We start from the raw sequence: 20048 nt of genomic DNA on the forward strand, positions 1-20048 counted from the left end.
CCTCCTTAGCTGCGGAACTGAATGTCTTTTTTCAGAAAGACACCGTAAGAAAGCACCAAAAACAAGGCAAACAGCAGCACGCACCACCCAAGATACCGGAGGTCATAGAAGCCGGCTTTGGAGATCTCGGCGGCTCCGAAGAACGAGTAGGGAGACAGAAAACTGATAGCCCGGTTACTGACGATGTTGGAGAAGCTGGTAATGCAATACTCAACGAACACAACCAAACCGGCAGTCAGCAGCGGACTGCGGTTGCGGGAAAACAAAACTCCCACCATCAGCCCCATTGCAGCGAAGAACAGCGTCACAAGGGTCAGGGACAGGGCAATCAGGAAAAACTCTCCCCAAGGAGTTCCGGAACGGAATGTTGCCATGGCGAAAAGGGAAGCCAGCAGATACGCCGCACCCACGATCGCCACGCCGACAAACACCGTCCATGCCTTTGCCCAATAAATTGCTTTCCGGGGAAAGGGCTTTGTAAACAGGTATTCCGAGGTTCCTTCCGTACATTCTCTGGTGTGAATGGAAATGCCGAAGTGCATCCCGAAAACGCCGGAGGCAATCATGAAAAAGCTGGTCAGGAACCCGTAAATACCCAGCGGAGAGGTCAGGTATTCCATCGATACGCCGACGCTCCTGTAAAAGTCCGTGGTGCCCATGGTTTCAAAGAGTTCCACGGAGGCCGCATCCAGAAAGCTGTAATAAGTCGGTGTCATGAAAAAGATGCACGCAGCCAAGGCGATGGCCCAGCCCAGGATATAGGTTCGATGCCTTCTCAGTTCATATTTCAAAATGACCATGCCTGACACCTCCTTACGCATAGTAGTGCAGGAAGATCTCCTCCAAAGAGGGTTCTTCCAAAAGCACATCGTCCAAATGCAGCAGGTGAAGCTTGTCAATGATCGCCGTGATATTGCCGTTATACACAAAGGAAACAGAGGTCTTGTCAGGACTCTCGGTGTAGTTGGCAATGCCGGGCAGGCCCCAGAACTCACGGGGGATGGCCGTTTCAGCGGTAAGGCTGACCTTTTTATAGCCGCTTTCCCGCAGCTCTCGGATGGACTGAATGCCCACGAGCTTGCCCTCTTTTAAGATCGCCACCCGGTCACACAGCTTCTGCACCTCACTGAGGACATGGGAGGAGAAGAAAATGGTGGTTCCCCGGCTGTTCTCCTCCTTCAGAATATCGTAGAAAGCCTGCTGGATCAACGGGTCTAAGCCGCTGGTGGGTTCGTCCATGATCAGCAGCTTGGGCGAGGTCATGACGGCAGACACGATCCCCACCTTCTTCTTGTTGCCCAGAGACAGGTCTGCGATTTTCCGGGTCAGATCCAGATTGAGGCGCTCGGAGAGCTCATACATTTTCGTTTCGCAATTCATGCCGTACAGGTCTGCGCTGTATTGCAGCAGTTCCCGCACCTTCATGTTTTCATAATAGCTGTTTTCGCTGGGAAGATAGCCCACATCTCTGGCAATGACACTGGCCTTGGTCTGGCAGTCCAGGCCGAAAATAGATGCGCTGCCGCCGCTGGGATGGATCAGGCCCATCAGGGTGCGGATGGTGGTGGATTTTCCCGCACCGTTTGGGCCAATGAAGCCGAAAAACTCGCCCTGGTCAACAGAGAAGCTAAGTCCGTCAATTCCCCGATGTTTCCCATAGTGCTTGGTCAGCTTTTCCAAAACAATGATTGGCTCGCTCATTTCAGATACTCCTCCTTATAAAAATTTTTCCGCAGAATTGCGATGTTCTTCTCAAAATCATCCATGACGGTCTCAAAGTCAAAAGCATTTGCCCCACGGTACCGGGCCGCATATCCCTCGCCCATCAGAAGCAGCATCTGAAATACCGGCCGGGCATCCTCCGGGTTTTTGAATTTCAAAGCGTCCTCCTCCCGAAGAACCATATCGTTTCTGAAGCTGCAGGCTTCCTCTGTCAGAATCACCAGCGCATCGGCTACTTCGGGAGAAGTTTCTTCCCAGACGCTGGTAATAAACTGCAGGGTGAAGGGCTGATTTTGGAAGCTCTCCATTTCCATGCGGCTGGATGCCAGGATCCTGTCGAACAAATCCGTTTTGGAATCCAGATGTGCTTTTTCAAATATTTCTTCAATGACCTTTTTACAGTATTCCAGCAGATAAATATAGAGCTGTTTTTTGCTTCCGAAATACTGAAACATGGATGCCTTGGAGATATGAGCAGCCACTGCAATATCATTGACGGATGCTTTTTCATAACCAAATTTTCCGAAGCACTGAAGTGCTGCGTTCAGGATCGTCATTTTCTTTTCTTCCGTCAGCGCCAAAAATTTTTCCACTTTGATCCCTGCCTTTCAACGAAATAACCGAATCGGTTATTTATAATATAACACCAATAACCGATTCGGTCAACCCTAAAGATAAACAAAAAGAGGGTGAGTTTTCCAACTCATCCTCTTTCGTGGAGCCTCCCGGACTTGAACCGGGAACCAACGGGTTTACGTTTGTGATGCTTTCGCACCTCCGTGGACTATGTCTTCGCCATGCCCTTGCGGGTTTAGACGTGGGAGGCTTGTGCGGTCATTAAGCAGGCTCTACTGCTCCGCTAGTCTCTACACCTTCCAGGAGTGTACCCCTGGCTCGGCTCGGCGTTGCCGTGCAGCGTTGCCGCTGGTTAGGTTTCACCGATTTCTTCCCATTCGCATCCAACTCTTTCAAGCTGGTGCCACAATTTTTATGAGTCCGACGCTCTAACCGATTGAGCTAAGGCTCCGAGCGCAAAGATAGGTTTTAACTCCGCTCCAAAAGAGCCCCTATAAGATCTACTTTTGAATATACCTTATTTTATGCGGCTTCGCAAACGATTTGGCTTTGGAAAAATCAGAAAAATTGAATAGATTCTTGTATTTTGGGCCAATTTTGGGGAGGCTTTGTACTTTTTTGCTAGTGAAGTGTTGAAATCCATAGTTGACAAAATAAACATTTTTGCTAACGGTTGTTTGCAGAACAACCAATCGCCTCGGTCATGACAACTTTTGCGAGCAAAGTTGTCGCGACTCTCGGCTTAAAGTTGTTTGCAAAATTTGCAAAGTTTCGCTTTTTGAAAATTCTCTATTGTAGATTAGAACCTCCAAACTTAATGGAGGTATAATTATGAACATAAAGTCTTTTGACGACCTTGACATTACAGACCCGATTATGTTCGGGCTAGTTTTTAGCAATAAACACATTGCAAAACCATTTATAGAACATTTGCTAGGCATCAAAATTGACCACTTAGAAACCCCAGTCCCAGAAGCCGTTTTGAGCTACGATGCCGAACATAAGGGCGTACGCTACGATGTTTTCGCACGAGAAACCAACGAAAACGGTGAAACAATCCGTTCTTTTGACCTGGAAATGCAGATGGTTGATACCAAGGAACTTCCGCAGCGTGCTAGATACTATCAAAGCGTGGGTGACGGAGTAGCCCTTTCAAAGGGTGGGTATTATACTAGTCTAAAGGAACAATACATCATTTTCTTGTGTCCTATGGATATCTTTGGTCAAGGTTTTCCTATTTATCATTTCGAAAATAGGGCGCGGGAGGACTCAAACATCTGTTTGAACGACCGCACTTTCAAAAATTTTTATATTTTCAAAAAGTACGAGGAATTCACAAATCCCGTCGTAAAGGCTTATATGAAGTATTTTGCGACTAGGAATGTTGACTCTCGTGAAACTGAAGCAATAAATGACCAGGTGTCTTTTTACAAAGCCGACACTCTCATAAGGAACAAGTATATGACTTACGAATTTGACCTTCATGAAAGCAAGGAAGAAGGAAAAGCCTAAGCTTGAAATGGTCGATGCGATGCTTGCTAACGATATTCCTATTGAAAAAATCGCTATTATTTCCGGTATTTCTCTGGACGAAATTAAAAAGCGTAGCGCGCAGCGCTGATGTTCAGTCCGGAAAGTGACTAGATTTCGCTCTTTTATTTCTCATTGCAGAGCGGGCGCGCAATTTTGGGGGGCTTTGCGGGCCAATTGCTCGATCGTAATACCCGTGAAGTAATCCTTGATGATTTTCGACAAGTCCTTCCACATCGGGAGTGTCGGGCAGACGTCTGCACGGTCGCAACCGTTTTTCCCGTCGGCAACGCATTCCACCGGGCTAATGGATGTCTCAATGACACTCAGGATTTCCCAGACCGTGAGTTCAGCCGCTGGCTTTGCAAGCTTGTAGCCGCCGCCCTTGCCACGTGCGCCTTCGAGTACATTGTTCTTTACGAGGACTCCAAGAATCGCTTCGAGATATTTTTCGGAAAGTCCCTGACGTTCTGCCAGGTTGTGCAGTGGGTGGAATTCGGCTTCGCCGTTTTCTGCCATATCAATAATAACGCGAATAGCGTATCGACCTTTCGTTGATACTCTCATGATTCATGACTCCTTTGAACTACAATATAAATATAATTACAATTATTGTAAATTTTTTCCTACAACTTTGGTTGGCTTTTTTGTGCCCTGTAAGACCCTTTACATATTTTTTTACTATCAGTGGCCAAAAAAAATTTCTATATTGCCTCGCATTATGGCAAAAATTCTCTTTAAAAAGCAGTTATCTCCCGCGGTATTCCAATTCCGCGTCCACGCCCCGCTGATCGCGCAAGAACGTAAGGCAGGACAATTTATCATCCTCCAGACGAACAAGGACAATGGTGAACGCGTTCCGCTCACCATCGCCGATGCCGATACGAATGAAGGTTCTATCACCCTCATTTTCCAGACGGTTGGCAAGACGACGACTGAACTCTCCAAGTTCGAAGTCGGTGACGATATCCCGGTCTTGGTCGGCCCGCTCGGTTCTCCGACCCATATCGAAAACTTTGGCCACGTGGTCTGCGTTTGCGGTGGTGTCGGTATTGCCCCGATGCACCCGATTGTCCAGGCTCTCAAGGCTGCTGGCAACAAGGTAACGATTATCATGGGTGCCCGTAACGAAAGCCTCTTCCTCATGAAGGAAGAAATGACCGCTCTCGCTGACAACATCATTTTCATGACCGACGACGGTTCTTATGGCCGCAAGGGTCTTGTGACCGAACCGCTTAAGGAACTTTGCGAAGACACCAAGGGCAAGCCGGACATGGTCATCGCTATCGGTCCTCCGATCATGATGAAGTTCTGCGCTCTCACCACCAAGCCGTATGGTGTGAAGACTGTCGTTAGCCTCAACAGCATCATGGTCGACGGTACGGGCATGTGCGGTGGTTGCCGCGTCACTATCGGCGGCAAGACGAAGTTCGTCTGCGTCGATGGTCCGGAATTCGACGGCCACGAAGTCGACTGGAACAACATGCTCCAGCGTATGGGCGCTTTCAAGCCCCAGGAACAGGAAGCTTTGCATCGCTTCGGTGCAAATGACGGCCACAAGTGCAATATCGACAAGATGGCAGATGCCAAGGCTAAGGAGAGCAAATAATGTCTGAACATATGACTCGCGAACAGTTGGACGCCGCCGCCAAGGTGGAACTTGAAAAGATTAATGCCCTTCCGAAGCCGCTCAAGCCGAAGGACAAGACTGCTATCCCGGCTCAGCCGATGCCGCAGCTCGAACCGTCCTATCGCGCACGCGTGATGGAAGAAGTGGCTCAGGGTTATACCGAAGCTCAGGCTATCGTCGAAGCTAACCGCTGCCTTAACTGCAAGAAGCCGTTCTGTGTCGAAAGCTGCCCAGTGCACATCGACATTCCGGCCTTCATCGCAAAGATTGCCGAAGGCGACTTCAAGGCTGCTATCGCAAAGATTAAGGAAACGAGCTTGCTCCCGGCAATCTGCGGTCGTGTTTGCCCGCAGGAACGCCAGTGCCAGATGAACTGCACGATGGGCAAGATGCACAAGGATGTGAACCAGGCTGTTGCAATCGGTCGCTTGGAACGCTTTGCTGCTGACTATGAACGCAACAACGGTGGTGCTACGGTTCCGGCCGTTAAGCCTGCTACCGGCAAGAAGGTGGCTGTGATCGGTTCCGGTCCTGCCGGTTTGGTCGTCGCTGCTGACGTCCGCCGCGAAGGCCACGACGTGACCATCTTCGAAGCTTTCCACAAGCTCGGTGGCGTGGTCCGCTATGGTATTCCTGAATTCCGTCTTCCGAAGAAGATTGTGGACAAGGAAATTGAATCTCTCGCCGCTATGGGCGTGAAGTTCGAAACGAACTTTGTGATTGGCCGTACTCGCAAGCTCAAGGACCTCATCGAAAAGGATGGCTTTGACGCTGTGTTCGTCGGTACCGGTGCTGGTCTTCCGTTGTTCATGAACATCGAAGGTGAAAACCTCGTCGGTGTGTTCGCTGCTAACGAATACCTCACCCGCGCAAACCTCATGCGCGCCTACGACAAGGAAAATGCCGATACGCCGATGTGGCCGGGCAAGAACGTTGTCGTCCTCGGTGGTGGTAACGTCGCTATGGACGCTGCCCGTATGGCTCTCCGCCTCGGTGCAGAAAAGGTCCGCATCATTTACCGTCGTAGCATGAACGAACTTCCGGCCCGTAAGGAAGAAGTTCTCCACGCTCAGGAAGAAGGTGTCGAATTCTGCGTCTTGCAGAACCCGGCCAAGATTCTTGGTGACGAAGCCGGTCACGTCCGTGGCATGCTCGTCGACAAGTACGAACTCGGCGAACCCGATGAAAAGGGCCGTCCGCGTCCGGTCAAGATCGAAGGCGCAAGCTTCGAAATTGAATGCGACACTGTGCTCGTTGCTATCGGTAACGGTTCCAACCCGCTTATCAGCAACACCACTCCGGAACTCTCCGTCGACAAGAAGGGTCACATCCTTCTCGAAGATGCAACCGCCAACAAGACTTTCATGGAAAAGGTCTATGCAGGTGGCGACATCGTGCTCGGCGCTGCAACCGTGATTCTCGCCATGGGCGAAGGTCGTCGTGCTGCTGCAGGCATCAACGAGTTCTTGAAGAAGTAATTCTTGCTTGGACTGTCATTCCGGCCTCCGTGCCGGAATCACCTTACGCACTTTAAAAAGAGGATGGCTTCGGCCATCCTTTTTTGCGTTGTCACCCCGGACTCTGTTCCGGGGTCGCCTTTAACCCCGTTCCTTTTTGTCAATTCTTCCATTTTTCTGACATCGCCTTTTCCCAAATCTTTTGATTATATTCAAAGGAAAGGTTATTTAAGGAGATGTTATGGATTGGTCTAAAATTCTTGGAATCACCTGTGGCGTTGCATTTTTAGCAGGCTCTGTTTCCGCAGCCACACTTCCAACAGCAAAAGAAGTTCAAGCCAAGATGGGCATGGGCTTCAACATCGGTAACTCGATGGAAGTGCCTAACGACCCGACCAATTGGGGCAACCCTTTCCCGACTCAGGCTTTGCTTGACTCCGTGAAGGCGGCAGGCTTCAATACGGTGCGTATTCCTTGCGCTTGGGACAGTCACACTAGCGGTGGCAAGGTCACCGAAAGTTGGCTCGATTCCGTGAAGACGGTCGTTGATTACGCCATGCGCGCAGGCCTCTACACGATTTTGAACATCCACCACGAAGGTGAAGGTGGCTGGTTCCAGAGCAACATCGGCACGAGCGTCGATAACACCATCGACAACAAGATGAAGACTTACTGGACGCAGATTGCGAACAAGTTTAAGAATTACAACGAATGCTTGCTCTTCGCGGGCGCAAACGAACCCGGCCCGAATGTGAACACGTGGACATCGCAGCATGTGTCTACGCTTATGCATTACTACCAGACGTTCATTGACGCAGTACGTGCTACGGGTGGCAACAACGAAACCCGTACTTTGATTATCCAGGGCCTCAATACTGACATCGACAAGTCGGTCAAAAGTGCTCCGGTAAGCACCTTCCCGAAAGACAAGGTCGAAGGCCGCTTGATGTTCGAAGTGCATTACTACGATCCGTACCAGTACACACTCATGACGAGCCAACAGGACTGGGGCGCCAGCGAACCGATTCAGCCGCAGTACTACTATGGCGATTACACCAAGGCTAGCGAACCCAAGCGCAATGCGGGTTATAACGCCTGGGCGGGCTCTGTCGATTCCAAGCTCGGGAGCATCGTGCATCCGCAGGAACAGTTTGCCAAGATGAAGACGAATTACGTGAACAAGGGTTACCCGGTCATTGTCGGCGAGTTCGGTGCAAACGTCCGCTCTCCGGAATTGAGCGGCTCCGACCTGAATCTCCACAAGCAGGGGCGCGTGCAGTGGCACAAGGATGTCGTCTCGGCGGCTAAGCAGTACGGCCTTACCCCGATTCTTTGGGATATGGGCAACGAAAGCAATTCCGGCTACGACAACATGGCTTACATTCGCCGTCAAAGCTCGCCGGTGGGCAAGGTTCTCGAAACGGATGTTATCAATGCCATGCGCAGTGTTTATAGCCTCGGCAATTACGTGAACAATGGCGTCACGCACGTCGAAGACTTTATCAATGGTGGCTCGGAAACGCAGTCTAGCTCGAGCGTGGTCGTCTCCAGTTCTAGCGTAGCCGTTTCAAGTTCAAGTGAAATTGCTCAGTCCAGCAGCTCGGTGACCATCGCTTTGCCGACTGTTCTCGCGGGTGCCCAAGTGAAACTCCACCGTGATGGCAATACGATTTATGCTTCCGGCGATATTATGTTGTTTGATGTGAACGGAAATCTTGTCCGCTCCACGAATAACGTGTCCGCTGGGCAGGCCGAAATGCTACTGCATGGCCTCCGCCAAGGCAACTACATCGCCAAGTGCAAAAATAGCGTCTTGCAAGTCAAGATTCGCTAAATTGCTATACTTGCGCGTTTTTATTGAACATGCCCCGGCCCCCATGCCGGGGCTTTCTCATAGCCATAAGCCCTTTATTTCCCGCTATTATACGTTTTGTATAATATAGACTTTGCTGCTCCTAAAAAATCGAAAATATTGTTTTCCTGACAGCAAAATAACATTTCCCGTATAATACAAATATTGACTTCTGTATTGTAAAAATTTATTTTATGTATTATGAAGTCTATTTTCGAGTACCGCGATTACCATCTCTATTTGCAAGATTATTACGACGAACGCAAATGTCTCGGAGCGTTCTCGTGGCGTGAATTTTGCCGCAAGGCAGGCTTTTCGTCCCCGAATTTTTTGAAGCTTGTTTCCATGGGGCAAAGCAAGCTCAGCAAGATCAAGGCGAGTCAGGTGGCCAAATCGATGGGGCTCGTCGATTACGAAGAGGAATACTTTTACCAGTTAGTCGCTTATTGCAATGCGGAGAACAACGAGGCGCAGCGAGCCGCATATCTTGAAATGCAGCGTATTGCGTTGGAACACCAGGTTCGCGTTGTTGAAAAGGATGCGTTTCAATATTATGAATCATGGAAGTACCCGGTCATTCGAGAACTCGCTCCGATGATGCCCGAAGCAACGCCTCGCGACCTTGCCGAAGAATGCAAGGAATATGTCTCTGCCGAAGAAATCCGCGATGTTCTCGAGTTTCTTGTCAAGGCGGGATTCCTGAAAAAGGAAGGCGAAAAAAACTATGTGCAAACGGAACAGACCGTTATCGGTTCCAAAGAAGCGCTCCCCATTGCCATCCGCGCCATGCACAAAGAGATGGCCATTATGGCCGCCCGTGCTGTAGATCGCTATTCTACAAGTGAACGATTCTTTAACGGTGCTACGCTTAGTGTGAATCAGGATGCCTACAATAAAATCGTCGAAGAAATCAAGGCTTGTTGCAAAAAGGTTGTTGCTATTGCGAATGAAAGTTGTAATTTTGATCAGGTCTGTCGAATAAACTTTCAATTTTTCCCACTCACCAATAAAATAACGAGGAAGAGCCGTGCTTAAGAATCTCTATTTAATAGTCCTTCCTTTACTTGTTTTAGCAGCTTGCTCTAATGATAATTACGCCACAGGAACAGTGGATCCGAATGCAGGTCCGGGAATCGCTGAAAACGGCGTTTCTTCAAGCAGCTCTGTTACTGATGAGCCTGATTCAAAGGGTGATTTGAGCAGTTCGTCTGATGGCGAAATCTTTATTGTGAGATACAAGAGTGTTATTGTTAAAGATGAAGAAGTACTGAGTGTCACTTTTGAAAACGTGGCTTCTGTATCGTACACTATAGTTGAAGTTGTAGAGAGTGATGGAAAAAATAAGGGCCAAATAGATGTGTACTCCGAAGAAAAGGGCGCCTCGGCATTTTGTAAAATTGATGAGAAAAACTATTCTACCCAGTTTAAGATTGGGCCAAACAATCGCGTAGAAAGAAGTATAAAACTGGAAAATTTTGGCAGCAGCTGCGACGGACTTTTCGAACAATTCAAAAATCTTTGCTTACTCAAAAATGCAAATGATGAATTTAGTGGCGCCTGCGATGAAAGCGGAACCCTCGAAGCCTATTGTGCCTATTTTGACGAGTCTGCCGTTTTCGACACCCTTTTGGAAGATTTTTCCGCCGAATCCACAACCAACTGCGGCGACAACAGCGTCCATATCGATTCGTTTGGAATTTAGCCCTTTGTCAAATCAGCAAAACTAATTGCCCAAACCCCATACCTAACGCCTGCTCTGCAATCTATTTTCTAAACAGAGACGGTACTTTTTCTTTGAACTTGTCATGCCTGCCGCCGAGCAGGCATCTCCTTTATGACAAAAAAGATGAAGTCGCAAAAAAAGGTGGCTCTTATGAAGTTAGGATGGTTTGGTAAACATTTTCGCACGGCGCTCGCCTTGACGGGGCTTGCGTGCGGTCTCGGATTTTCACAGGATGTACTTTATCCCGACATGTTCGCATTGTCGGATGTACAGCTTTTGGATGGCGTTTTGAAGGAACGCCAGGACTTGAACGTCGAAACGCTTCTCAGCTACGATGTGGACCGCTTGCTCGCGCCTTTTTACGAAGAAGCGGGAATGCGCCCCAAGGCGAGCAAGTTCCCGAACTGGGCGGGTCTCGATGGCCACGTTTTGGGGCATTACCTGAGTGCCTTGGCGATGCATTACGCCGACAATGATGACATTCAGGTCAAGGAACGCCTCGAATACATCTTGAAAGAACTCAAGACGATTCAGGACCAAAATTCCAAGGACAATAACTTCAAGGGCTACATTAGCGGCGTGCCGAACGGCAAGCAAATGTGGCTCAAGATGAAGAATGGCGATGCTGGCGCACAAAACGGCTATTGGGTGCCGTGGTACAATATCCACAAGCTTTATGCGGGCTTGCGCGACGCTTATGTTTATGCGGGCTATGAACAGGCAAAGACGATGTTCCTTGCGCTTTGCGACTGGGGCATCACGATTACGAACGGCCTGAACGATTCCAAGATGCAACAGATGCTCGGCACGGAACACGGCGGCATGCCTGAAGTTTACGCTGACGCCTACAAGCTCACGAAAGACGAAAAGTACCTGAATGCGGCCAAGAAGTGGTCGCACCAGTGGCTTTTGAATCCGATGTCGCAGGGCAATGACAATTTGACGAATGTCCACGCGAATACGCAGGTGCCGAAGGTTGTGGGTTTTGCACGAATTGCAGAACTCTCGGGCGATGAAAAGTACAAGAAGGGCTCCGATTTCTTCTGGCAGACGGTCGTGAATAAACGCAGTATCGCCATTGGCGGCAACAGCATTTCGGAACATTTCCCGGCGCTCAACAACCATAAAAAATTCGTGGAAGAACGTGAAGGACCAGAATCCTGTAATACGTACAACATGCTCAAGTTGACGGAACGTCTGTTCAACATCAAGCACGATGCGCATTACACCGACTTCTACGAACGCGCCCTCTTCAATCACATCCTTTCGACAATCCACCCGACGCATGGCGGCTATGTCTACTTCACTCCGGCTCGTCCGCGCCATTACCGCGTGTATTCCAAGGTTAATGCGGGTATGTGGTGCTGCGTAGGTTCGGGCATGGAAAATCCGGCCAAGTACAACCAGTTTATTTATACGAAAGACAAGGACGCTCTCTATGTGAACCTCTTTGCGGCTTCCGTCTTGAATTGGAAAGACAAGAGCGTCAAAATCAAGCAGGAAACCGCCTTCCCGAAGGGTGAATCTTCCAAGTTCACGATTACGGGTAGCGGTGAATTTGACATGCAGATTCGCCATCCGTACTGGGTCAAGGAAGGTGCATTCAAGGTCATCGTCAATGGCGATACTGTCGTGAAAAAATCGACGCCGTCAAGCTACGTTTCGGCAGGGAAGTCCTGGAAGTCGGGTGATGTCGTCGAAGTGCTTTACCCGATGTACACGCACGTCGAGGATTTGCCGGGCGTGACCGATTACGTGGCGCTTTTGCACGGTCCGATTGTGCTCTCGGCAAAGACAGGTACGGCTAACCTGAACGGCCTTGTCGCCGATGATGGTCGCTGGAGCCACATTGCCTCCGGTGCGCTGGAATCGCTGGACCAGGCGCCGATGCTTGCAAGCAAAAAAGAAGATATCCCCTCGAAAGTGGAACCCGTGAAGGGCGAACCGCTGCACTTCAAGGCGCCTTACCTCTTCGCAAAGCAAAAAGACGCAAACCTGCTTTTGCAGCCCTTCTACGAAGTGCATGACGCTCGTTACATGATGTACTGGATGGTGCTTACGGACCCGAGCATTCTCGACCGCCTTGAAAAAGAGCAAAAAGAAGCCTTGGCGCTTGACGAAAAGACTGTCGATAAGGTCGCTCCGGGCGAGCAGCAGCCAGAAGTAGACCACAAGATGAAAATCGAAAATTCCACTTCCGGCACGCACCAAGGTGAATTCTACCGCGATGCTGGTAAGTGCTCCGGCGGCGATGGCGGTCTCATCAGCTACGAATTCGAGACGAATAGCGAAGATTCCTTGAGTCTCATGGTGCGCTATTGGGGCAACGAAGGATGCACTCGCGAATTCGACATTTCCATTGACGGCGAAAAGCTCGTGACCGAAACGATTTCGAACCGCTGGAAAAAAGATGAATTCGTGAACGTGACTTACCCGATTCCGGACAAAATGGTGAAGGGCAAAAAGATTGTGCGTATCTCCTTCTCGGCAAGCTCTGGAATGGTGGGAGGTATCTTTGGCGTGCGCCTCCTCCGCAACAAGCCAAAGCCCGTTGTAGAAGACCCGCCGATAAGCATCAAGCCGGTTGCCGCTGTAAAGCAGGGCCTTCGCGTGCGTGCAGACCGTCAAACGCTCCAAATTGCATCTCCGAGCGCTCTTTCCCGCACGATGAACGTAAAAATTTATTCAATGGATGGGCGCCTAAAACTCACGCAAATGCTCCCCGCAGGTGCAAGCGAATTTAACATTGATATCGCAGGTCTCAAGAACGGCAATTACATTGTTCGCCTTTTCCAAGATGGCCTCGTTCGCGGCTACACGTTGTTCAATAAAAACGGGCTTTAGACATTTCACTCCTAATACCAAGAAGTCCTCGCTCCGCGAGGACTTTTCTGTACGCTTTAAATTTCTTCTTTTCTCTGAAAGTCATTCGCTGTTTTTAGTGATAGCGGTGGACCTCGATCAATTAAAAAGAATACAATATCATCGTTTTGGCTAAGGCAATTTAACGAATCAATGTGAATACTTGCTGTAAAACATTCCTCTTCTATTTCAATTTTTTATCATTATCTTTGCCCACAATGCCGTAATCAAAAATGCCTTTTTCTTTTAATAAATCTTGCTCTTGAGAAGAAAGAGGCGTGTTCTTGATCATATAAAATCTTCCCGCAGGAATAATCTCAGAAGTGTCTCCGCTATATTTGGCGATGACGGTGTCTGCTAAATTGGGTCGCATCCTGAATATATGAATTTTATGGACTTGTGTTGATGAATCTTAAACTCCGAAATACTTCAATCACTCCATTCTGTTCGCCATTGCTCCACGGAGACTTTTTTGTAACTTTCTATTAACCAAACGGCGTGAACAGCTGATATTTGCCGCCTACAAACCGCGTTTCTGTTACCGAAAATAAACATACGTTGCGACTGGCTCAATGCGTTGTTGTGGTAACCAACATGTAATTATTTTTTTCAAGAACGAAAAAACTAGTTTTATTATTTTTAGCGTGGGTTCTACAGCCTGGAATAAAAAAATTGGGTGAAATTCGCCCAAATCCGAAATTCACAAGCGGATTGTAATTTTTTTGTTAGTCCATTATTTACATAAGAGTGAGTGTGAAAGCCTTGTTTTTAAGTAGATTTTGGGAAAACGGGCTAAAAAAAGAATTAATTAACGGAGTTATTATGCTTGACCTTCTTGCTGTCCAGTCCAGCTCAACAAACGCAACGATTATTACGCTTGCATACACCCTGATTCTCGCGTTCGTCCTGTCTTCGACTATTGCATGGACTTACGAAAAAACGTTCCTCGGACTTTCGTACTCGCGAAACTTTGTGCAGGGCATCGTGCTCAGTGCTGTGGTCGCTGCCATGGTGATGCAGGCTATCGGCGATAATGTTGGTCGTGGTCTTGGCATGATGGGTGCTCTCTCGGTCGTCCGCTTCCGTACGAGCTTCAAGGACCCGCGCGATATCATGTTCATCTTCGCCGCTCTCGGTGCCGGTATCGGTTGCGGTGTTTACGCCTGGGGTGCTGCAGTCGGCGGTACAATCGCTTTCAGCTGTGTTGCATTCCTCCTCTCTCGCACTGGTCTTGGTACCAAGCACTTCTTTGACGGCATGCTCCGCTTTGCTCTCCCGAACGAACCCAAGGTTCGTGGCCAGGTCGAAGATATCATGAAGGGCAACTTGAAGACGTTTATTTTGATTACGATGCGTGAAGTTGATGGCGGTGCCCGCTTGGATGTCGCTTACCAAATCCGCCTCCGCGCAACGAAGCCCGCTGCCGAAATCCTCACGCTCCTCTCAAAGGTTGAAGGCATTTCGGATGTCCAGTTCATGATGCAAGACGCTACGACGGAAATGTAAGGAGGTTTGAAAAATGAATAAGCTCGAAGATCTTCTCGACAATTTCTGGAATACCCACAAGAACAATGCGGGTGTCGCTTACGTCTATACCCACAAGCTTTCTATTGCCTGGGTGGCATGCGTTGTGTTTGCCGTGATGCTCGGCTTCATTTACCAGGGCAAGGCGGCCATGTTCCGTGGCATTGCCGAATCCAGTGAAACGATTATCAGCCTTCCGTCTCCGACTGAAATTGTAAAGGTTTACGTGGTGCCGGGCCAGGAAGTCAATGTGGGCGATACCATCGTGGTGATCAACCGCCCGGACTTGACTCTCCGCATTACAGAACTTACCCGCGAACTCGACGCTCTCGAAGGCCGTAGCAACTTGAGCTCTGCCGAAATCGACCAGAAGGTGGCCGAAGTCAAGGCTAACCTCGAATCTCGTCGCCTCACACTTTTGGCTGAAATTCGCAACCTTGAAGCGGAATACGAAAGCAACAAGGCTATTTCTGCCAAGCTCAAGAGCCTCTCGAACTCCAAGTCCAAGGCCGATGGCAACGATGCCATGGCTATGCGCATCAAGAGCCTCAAGAACGAACTTGCTGTTGCAACCAGGAGCGCCAACGAACAGATTGCCCTCCTCCGCGGTAGCAACAAACTCCAGAAGTCTAGCGGCAAGACCGAAGCTGCAAACATCCGCAAGGAACTGGCCGAACTTCGCAAACAGCAGAAGGAACTCACTCAGATTGCTAAGGAAAACTGGGTTGTCGGTGACGTGAACGTTCGCGATGGCGAAAAGGTCTCGAGCTTTGCTCCGATCGTAACGCTTGCCCACAAGTCCCCGACGCTTATCCGCGGCTACATCAACGAACAGATTTACGAAAACACGAACCTCGGCGAGGCTGTGAAGGTGACTTCCCTTACCGGTAAAGGCAAGGCCGTGATTGGCGAAGTGGTTGGCCTTTCGAGCCGCATCGTGCCGTTCCCGACCCGCATGTGGAAGATGCCGGAAATTCCGGTTTATGGCCGCGAAGTGACCATCAAGATCCCTGAAGAAAATAAGTTCTTGCTTGGCGAAATGGTGACCATCACCGAAACGAGCAAGCGCAACTTGGAAAAGCAGCAACAGAAGGCTAAGAAGTAATGAAGACTGTATCCTTTTTAACGCTCGCACTGACTGCGGCGGCAATCGCAAGCCCTCTCACATGGGAACGCCTGATCGAATCCGCTAAGGCAGATCCGAGGTACGAGGCTGCTGCAAAGCGCGCTGAGGCGACATCGAAAGAACGCAACCTCAAGCTTTGGGACAAGGTGGAACTCCGTTACCAGCTGGACGGTTTTAGCTTTGCCAAGCATGACTTTGAACTTCGCGTGACTCCGCAAGCTTTTGGCGAACGCGCTGCCGACAAGGCACACTATGAGGCCGTTAAGAATTACCAGCAGGCTACTTTTGCCGTTGAACGTTCGATCCTCCTTTACGACCGTTACGAACGCGGCGTGCGCTATGTACTTCGCCAGAAGATTAACGAAATCAACAAGCAGCTTTTGCAGGTTATTCAGGACCGTATCGAGGTTCTCCACCTCAAGTCCGGTTCTGCTTCGTTCAATGCCGAAGACTTGATGACTTCGCTCGAAAAAAGCGCCTCGCTTAAGGCAAACCTGCTTTCGGATAGCACGGCGCTCCGCGATGCCGAACTCAAGATGTTGAGCTGGGCTCCGGATTATGACAACGTCTATTTGGATTCTACGTTCCTCCCGTCGATGGAAGAACTTGCCGAATTCCTGAAGAATGGCGTGACTGTTGACGAAAACTTCCCGCTCGTGGCTCTCGCCAAGGGCAAGCGCGATTCCGATATTTCCAAGGCTCAGCAGGACGCCAGCAAGGACCGCAACTACATTTCTCATGTCGGTATTGGCTATTCGCTCCAGATCGAATCCTTGATGGAAAAGTACAAGGATTTGGAATACAAGGACATCAAGAATGGCGCCAGGTATGACGAGTTCGAATCAGAGTGGATGTCTAAGGCTTGTACTAAGAAAGTCCAAGGGGAATGCGCTTCATACGATGCTTCTTATAAGCTAAGGAAGCTTTTCCCGGATACGGATAACCGCAAGACTGCAGACAAGTTCTTTGTAAACCTCGCATTCCGCTTGCCGTTCTTCGATAGCAACAAGGATGCTTCTCTTCGTGAACAGGTCGAAAAGCTCGATGCCGAAAGCAAGTACTTGGACGAAGTCCGCGAAGTGAACCAGAAGGTCGCCCGCCTCACCGAAGAAGTGCTCACGCTCATCGACCAGTGGAAGGTCTTGAAGGAATATGCCGAACAAGTGAATGCAAGCGGCTTTATGGAACAGTTTGCCCACAAAGCCGGTTCCGACCCGCTCCTTCTTCTCCGCGCCCGTGAAAGTGCACTCGAAAGCGACTTGAAGGCTGCTAAGCTCGAATACGACATCTTTGCACGTTACTTGGCTTTGCTCGATTACGCAGGTGGTCTTGCCCGTCAGGATGTTGCAAATCACCTTCGTGAAGGAATCAGGTAATTTATGGCTGAAGCCCGTGGATTTAGTCTTCTAGAACGCTTCGAACTGAAGTACCATATCCCCGTCGAATGGGCGGACCGGATTGGTGCGTTCTTGGCGCCGTATTGCGAAGAAGACTACTATTCCAAGATTACTCCGGGTGGATTCTACTGGATTACGAACCTCTACCTGGACACACCGACGTGGACGTTCCTCGGCTGGAAAAAGAAACAGCTCCTGGACCGTTTCAACATGCGTATCCGCACGTACGGTGAACACCCCGCTCAGGATGGTACGTTCCATTTCGAAGTCAAGCGTAAGATTCGCAACATCTGCTACAAGAGCCGTGCAACGATCAAGGGTATCAATCCCGGTGAAGTCTGGAATATGAAGCCCGAGGAATGGCCGTGCAAGAGCGATAAAGACCGCATGTACCTCAAGGATTTCTTGTACAAGACGGAACTCCATGGTGCACACCCGCGACTCCTTACGCAGTACAAGCGGCGTGCATGGTTTGGCCTTCGCGAAGAATACTCCCGCGTGACGATTGACACCGGCATGCGCTTCCGCGAAGAAAACGGCTTTGACTACACTGTGGACCCGCACTACATGCACTCCACGGGGCTCCCGCGATTCTTCCAGCCGGGTGCCGATGCCGTTCTCGAACTCAAGTGCCCGGCAGCCCAGATGCCGTACTGGATGTTCGACTTGATTCGTGCATTGAATTTAAAGCACGGTGCATTCTCCAAGTTCGGGAACGCCGCTGCAGAATGGAAAAGAGTTTACGAAAATCCGCGTCGTTTCAAGAGCCCGTACTGGACTTCTCTCGCGGGAAATTTCTAAAATACGTTTAACATTTAAAAAAGGAAGGCGCTCATGAATACAAAAAAATGGCTTGCTGTAGGCACTTGTGTCACCGCTCTTGGCCTGTTCTCAGCCTGCTCCGATGACGAAACTAGCCCTGTCAATGCGGTTTCTGAACCGTCTAGTTCTTCGACAATTACTCCGAATAGCAGTGGTGATATCGCGACCTCTTCTTCTGATATTTCTACTGGGTCGTCGTCTTCTGCGAAAAATCAGAATCCGGTGCTTTCTAGCTCTAGTGCCGAAGGTGTCGTCGATTCTACGATTACGAATATGGGCGTCTCCGAAATCATGTACAATGCGCCGGGTGGCTCTGCATTGGAATGGGTCGAAGTCTATATCAAGAAAGGCCCGGATATTACGGACATGCAACTCAGCAACCTCCGCTTGGACGGTGCTGTGTCTTTCAGTTTCCCGAATGGTTCCTTGAAGAAGGGCGAATACGTTATTGTTACCAATGATGTATCTCTGTTCAAGCAGACTTATTCGAACTTGCCAGCTGGCTGTAAAGTTTATGGCCCGTGGGATAAGGATTCCAAGACGAATGCTGTGGCAAAGCTTGTGAACGAAGGCGATGTCGTCGAAGTGAAACTTCGCGGTGAAGGCGACGTGAGTGCTGCATTCAGTAACTTGCCGCCTTGGCCGAGTCTTGCCGATGGCAATGGCCGTACCCTTGTGTATCGTGGATCCGGTAACGAAGCGGACCCGAACTCTTGGGGTGCTAGCGCTGTTGAAAATGGCAACCCGTGCTCTGGTGATGATCAGGTTCTCGATGCAACTACGGTTCGCTTGAACGAAATCAAGCCGTATGTTCTTAATGAAACTGAAGGCTGGATTGAACTTTACAACTACGGTACCGCTCCTGTCGATATTAAGGGTTGGGAACTTGAATCCAAGCTTAAAGGCAAAAAGTGGACTGTCGGTGGCGCCAATACGGTTGTTCCGGCCAATGGCTATTTGCTCCTCGACGCTTCTGCCGATGTCTTTGGTGAAGGTCTTTACTTGAGCGAAAATGGTGATGAAATTTATCTGTACGAAGCTGCAGCCGGTGTTCGCACGGGTAAGGAAACGAGCTTGCTGATTTTCGCCGGTAAGCAGTCTAGCGGTATTGTCGAAGTTGCTGGCGGTACGGTGGCTCAGGGTGCCATGGCTACGGAAACTCCGGGTGCCGCAAACTCTGCGCTTAAGGCTGGTCCGATTTTCATCAATGAAATCCATTACCACGAAAATGAAAATGACCCGAACGATCTGGAATTCCTTGAACTTGTGAACAAGGGAACAACGGATGTGACGCTTGTTGAAAACGTTAACAACACTCCGCAGGGCTGGAAGATTGAAGGCGTGAACATGGAATTTGCAGCCGGCGATGTGATTGCTGCTGGTGGCAAGATGGTCCTGTTTAACGATTCTCTCAAGGCGAAGGAAGCTTTGCTCCGTGCACGTTATTCGATTGCCGAAACAGTTCCGGTTCGTTTCTATGCAGGTAAACTCTCTAACCGCGGTGAAACTGTTGCCGTCAAGAAACCGTATTCTTACGTGACCAAGTCCGATAACACAAAGCAGTGGTATTATGAAATTTCTGATGCTACGCTTTATAGCGACCGCTGGGCAGGCCTTACAGAAACCGATGGTAAGGGCAAGAGCTTGAACCGTAAGGATTTTACCACATCGGGTTACGGTTCTGCAGTCTGGAGTGCTCTCGCTCCGACTCCGGGCAAGTAAATTTACTCAAATTGAGTTTTACGCCAAAAGTTCCGACATTTTGTCGGAACTTTTTTTATTACATGAGGGAATTGCGTCGTTTTGGAATTGCAGCTGTTGTCATCT

The 20048-nt window shown here is 49.5% G+C and carries 18 protein-coding genes; 13 read left to right on the top strand and 5 right to left on the bottom strand.

Going from position 1 to position 20048, the window contains the following annotated elements:
* Nucleotides 1-5: 5 nt before the first annotated feature.
* From B7991_RS12210 to B7991_RS12220, 3 genes are read right to left on the bottom strand one after another with little or no spacing between them, the layout of a single operon-like run.
* Nucleotides 6-800: an ABC transporter permease subunit gene (locus B7991_RS12210; RefSeq protein ID WP_035769273.1), complete on the bottom strand. Its 795-nt coding sequence runs from the start codon at nt 798-800 to the stop codon at nt 6-8.
* Nucleotides 801-813: 13 nt separating this feature from the next.
* Nucleotides 814-1701: an ABC transporter ATP-binding protein gene (locus B7991_RS12215; RefSeq protein WP_073053486.1), complete on the bottom strand. Its 888-nt coding sequence runs from the start codon at nt 1699-1701 to the stop codon at nt 814-816.
* Nucleotides 1698-2315: a TetR/AcrR family transcriptional regulator gene (locus B7991_RS12220; RefSeq protein WP_073053488.1), complete on the bottom strand. Its 618-nt coding sequence runs from the start codon at nt 2313-2315 to the stop codon at nt 1698-1700. Before B7991_RS12220 ends, B7991_RS12215 begins: the two co-directional genes overlap by 4 nt.
* A gap of 814 nt (nt 2316-3129) precedes the next feature.
* Here B7991_RS12220 and B7991_RS12225 point away from each other — a divergent pair.
* Both B7991_RS12225 and B7991_RS14890 read left to right on the top strand, forming a co-directional pair.
* The gene (locus tag B7991_RS12225) at nt 3130-3810 is read left to right on the top strand and encodes a PD-(D/E)XK nuclease family transposase (protein WP_088631073.1); all 681 of its coding nucleotides are present in this window, start codon (nt 3130-3132) and stop codon (nt 3808-3810) included.
* Complete coding sequence (locus B7991_RS14890) at nt 3782-3919, top strand: hypothetical protein (RefSeq protein WP_176421816.1); 138 nt, start codon at nt 3782-3784, stop codon at nt 3917-3919. The genes B7991_RS12225 and B7991_RS14890 overlap by 29 nt, the downstream gene beginning before the upstream one ends.
* A 41-nt stretch (nt 3920-3960) precedes the next feature.
* On the opposite strand, the gene B7991_RS12230 is transcribed toward B7991_RS14890, so the two are convergent.
* Complete coding sequence (locus B7991_RS12230) at nt 3961-4395, bottom strand: Rrf2 family transcriptional regulator (protein ID WP_254917967.1); 435 nt, start codon at nt 4393-4395, stop codon at nt 3961-3963.
* A gap of 154 nt (nt 4396-4549) precedes the next feature.
* On the opposite strand from B7991_RS12230, the gene B7991_RS12235 reads away from it, so the two are divergent.
* The 6 genes from B7991_RS12235 to B7991_RS12260 all read left to right on the top strand — a co-directional run bounded on the left by B7991_RS12235 (nt 4550) and on the right by B7991_RS12260 (nt 13334).
* Entirely contained in the window at nt 4550-5437 is an 888-nt protein-coding gene (locus B7991_RS12235; protein ID WP_015731853.1) for a sulfide/dihydroorotate dehydrogenase-like FAD/NAD-binding protein, read from the top strand.
* Nucleotides 5437-6936, top strand: a complete 1500-nt coding sequence (gltA, locus tag B7991_RS12240; RefSeq protein WP_088631074.1) for an NADPH-dependent glutamate synthase — start codon at nt 5437-5439, stop codon at nt 6934-6936. The genes B7991_RS12235 and gltA overlap by 1 nt, the downstream gene beginning before the upstream one ends.
* Nucleotides 6937-7156: 220 nt before the next feature.
* Complete coding sequence (locus B7991_RS12245; RefSeq protein WP_088631075.1) at nt 7157-8749, top strand: glycoside hydrolase family 5 protein; 1593 nt, start codon at nt 7157-7159, stop codon at nt 8747-8749.
* Between the two features lie 219 nt (nt 8750-8968).
* A complete protein-coding gene (locus B7991_RS12250; RefSeq protein WP_088631076.1) occupies nt 8969-9802 on the top strand; it encodes a TIGR02147 family protein in 834 nt (277 codons plus the stop codon).
* Complete coding sequence (locus tag B7991_RS12255; protein ID WP_088631077.1) at nt 9795-10469, top strand: hypothetical protein; 675 nt, start codon at nt 9795-9797, stop codon at nt 10467-10469. Before B7991_RS12250 ends, B7991_RS12255 begins: the two co-directional genes overlap by 8 nt.
* A gap of 171 nt (nt 10470-10640) precedes the next feature.
* Complete coding sequence (locus tag B7991_RS12260; protein ID WP_088631107.1) at nt 10641-13334, top strand: beta-L-arabinofuranosidase domain-containing protein; 2694 nt, start codon at nt 10641-10643, stop codon at nt 13332-13334.
* A 202-nt stretch (nt 13335-13536) separates the two neighbouring features.
* Here B7991_RS12260 and B7991_RS12265 read toward each other — a convergent pair whose 3' ends face one another.
* A complete protein-coding gene (locus B7991_RS12265; RefSeq protein WP_088631078.1) occupies nt 13537-13725 on the bottom strand; it encodes a hypothetical protein in 189 nt (62 codons plus the stop codon).
* Nucleotides 13726-14174: 449 nt separating this feature from the next.
* Here B7991_RS12265 and B7991_RS12270 point away from each other — a divergent pair, with 449 nt between their 5' ends.
* The 5 genes from B7991_RS12270 to B7991_RS12290 are packed head-to-tail and all read left to right on the top strand — an operon-like array spanning nt 14175 to nt 19943.
* Complete coding sequence (locus B7991_RS12270) at nt 14175-14858, top strand: DUF4956 domain-containing protein (protein WP_014545640.1); 684 nt, start codon at nt 14175-14177, stop codon at nt 14856-14858.
* Between the two features lie 13 nt (nt 14859-14871).
* Nucleotides 14872-15981: an HlyD family secretion protein gene (locus B7991_RS12275; RefSeq protein WP_072827835.1), complete on the top strand. Its 1110-nt coding sequence runs from the start codon at nt 14872-14874 to the stop codon at nt 15979-15981.
* Nucleotides 15981-17378 carry a TolC family protein gene (locus B7991_RS12280; RefSeq protein ID WP_088631079.1) on the top strand — a complete coding sequence of 466 codons (1398 nt, stop codon included), beginning with the start codon at nt 15981-15983 and terminating at the stop codon, nt 17376-17378. The genes B7991_RS12275 and B7991_RS12280 overlap by 1 nt, the downstream gene beginning before the upstream one ends.
* A 3-nt stretch (nt 17379-17381) precedes the next feature.
* Entirely contained in the window at nt 17382-18200 is an 819-nt protein-coding gene (locus B7991_RS12285; RefSeq protein ID WP_088631080.1) for a polyphosphate polymerase domain-containing protein, read from the top strand.
* 33 nt (nt 18201-18233) lie between these two features.
* A complete protein-coding gene (locus tag B7991_RS12290) occupies nt 18234-19943 on the top strand; it encodes a lamin tail domain-containing protein (RefSeq protein ID WP_088631081.1) in 1710 nt (569 codons plus the stop codon).
* The last annotated feature ends 105 nt before the right edge of the window (nt 19944-20048 follow it).

The sequence above is a fragment of the Fibrobacter sp. UWB3 genome (assembly GCF_002210405.1).
Classification (GTDB): Bacteria; Fibrobacterota; Fibrobacteria; order Fibrobacterales; family Fibrobacteraceae; genus Fibrobacter.

Bases quoted from the DNA above. Each gene is read 5' to 3' on its own strand.
- B7991_RS12210 (WP_035769273.1), bottom strand. From the start codon at position 800: ATGGTCATTTTGAAATATGAACTGAGAAGGCATCGAACCTATATCCTG.
- B7991_RS12215 (WP_073053486.1), bottom strand. From the start codon at position 1,701: ATGAGCGAGCCAATCATTGTTTTGGAAAAGCTGACCAAGCACTATGGG.
- B7991_RS12225 (WP_088631073.1), top strand. From the start codon at position 3,130: ATGAACATAAAGTCTTTTGACGACCTTGACATTACAGACCCGATTATG.
- B7991_RS14890 (WP_176421816.1), top strand. From the start codon at position 3,782: ATGAAAGCAAGGAAGAAGGAAAAGCCTAAGCTTGAAATGGTCGATGCG.
- B7991_RS12230 (WP_254917967.1), bottom strand. From the start codon at position 4,395: ATGAGAGTATCAACGAAAGGTCGATACGCTATTCGCGTTATTATTGAT.
- B7991_RS12235 (WP_015731853.1), top strand. From the start codon at position 4,550: ATGGCAAAAATTCTCTTTAAAAAGCAGTTATCTCCCGCGGTATTCCAA.
- gltA (WP_088631074.1), top strand. From the start codon at position 5,437: ATGTCTGAACATATGACTCGCGAACAGTTGGACGCCGCCGCCAAGGTG.
- B7991_RS12245 (WP_088631075.1), top strand. From the start codon at position 7,157: ATGGATTGGTCTAAAATTCTTGGAATCACCTGTGGCGTTGCATTTTTA.
- B7991_RS12250 (WP_088631076.1), top strand. From the start codon at position 8,969: ATGAAGTCTATTTTCGAGTACCGCGATTACCATCTCTATTTGCAAGAT.
- B7991_RS12260 (WP_088631107.1), top strand. From the start codon at position 10,641: ATGAAGTTAGGATGGTTTGGTAAACATTTTCGCACGGCGCTCGCCTTG.
- B7991_RS12265 (WP_088631078.1), bottom strand. From the start codon at position 13,725: ATGCGACCCAATTTAGCAGACACCGTCATCGCCAAATATAGCGGAGAC.
- B7991_RS12270 (WP_014545640.1), top strand. From the start codon at position 14,175: ATGCTTGACCTTCTTGCTGTCCAGTCCAGCTCAACAAACGCAACGATT.
- B7991_RS12275 (WP_072827835.1), top strand. From the start codon at position 14,872: ATGAATAAGCTCGAAGATCTTCTCGACAATTTCTGGAATACCCACAAG.
- B7991_RS12280 (WP_088631079.1), top strand. From the start codon at position 15,981: ATGAAGACTGTATCCTTTTTAACGCTCGCACTGACTGCGGCGGCAATC.
- B7991_RS12285 (WP_088631080.1), top strand. From the start codon at position 17,382: ATGGCTGAAGCCCGTGGATTTAGTCTTCTAGAACGCTTCGAACTGAAG.
- B7991_RS12290 (WP_088631081.1), top strand. From the start codon at position 18,234: ATGAATACAAAAAAATGGCTTGCTGTAGGCACTTGTGTCACCGCTCTT.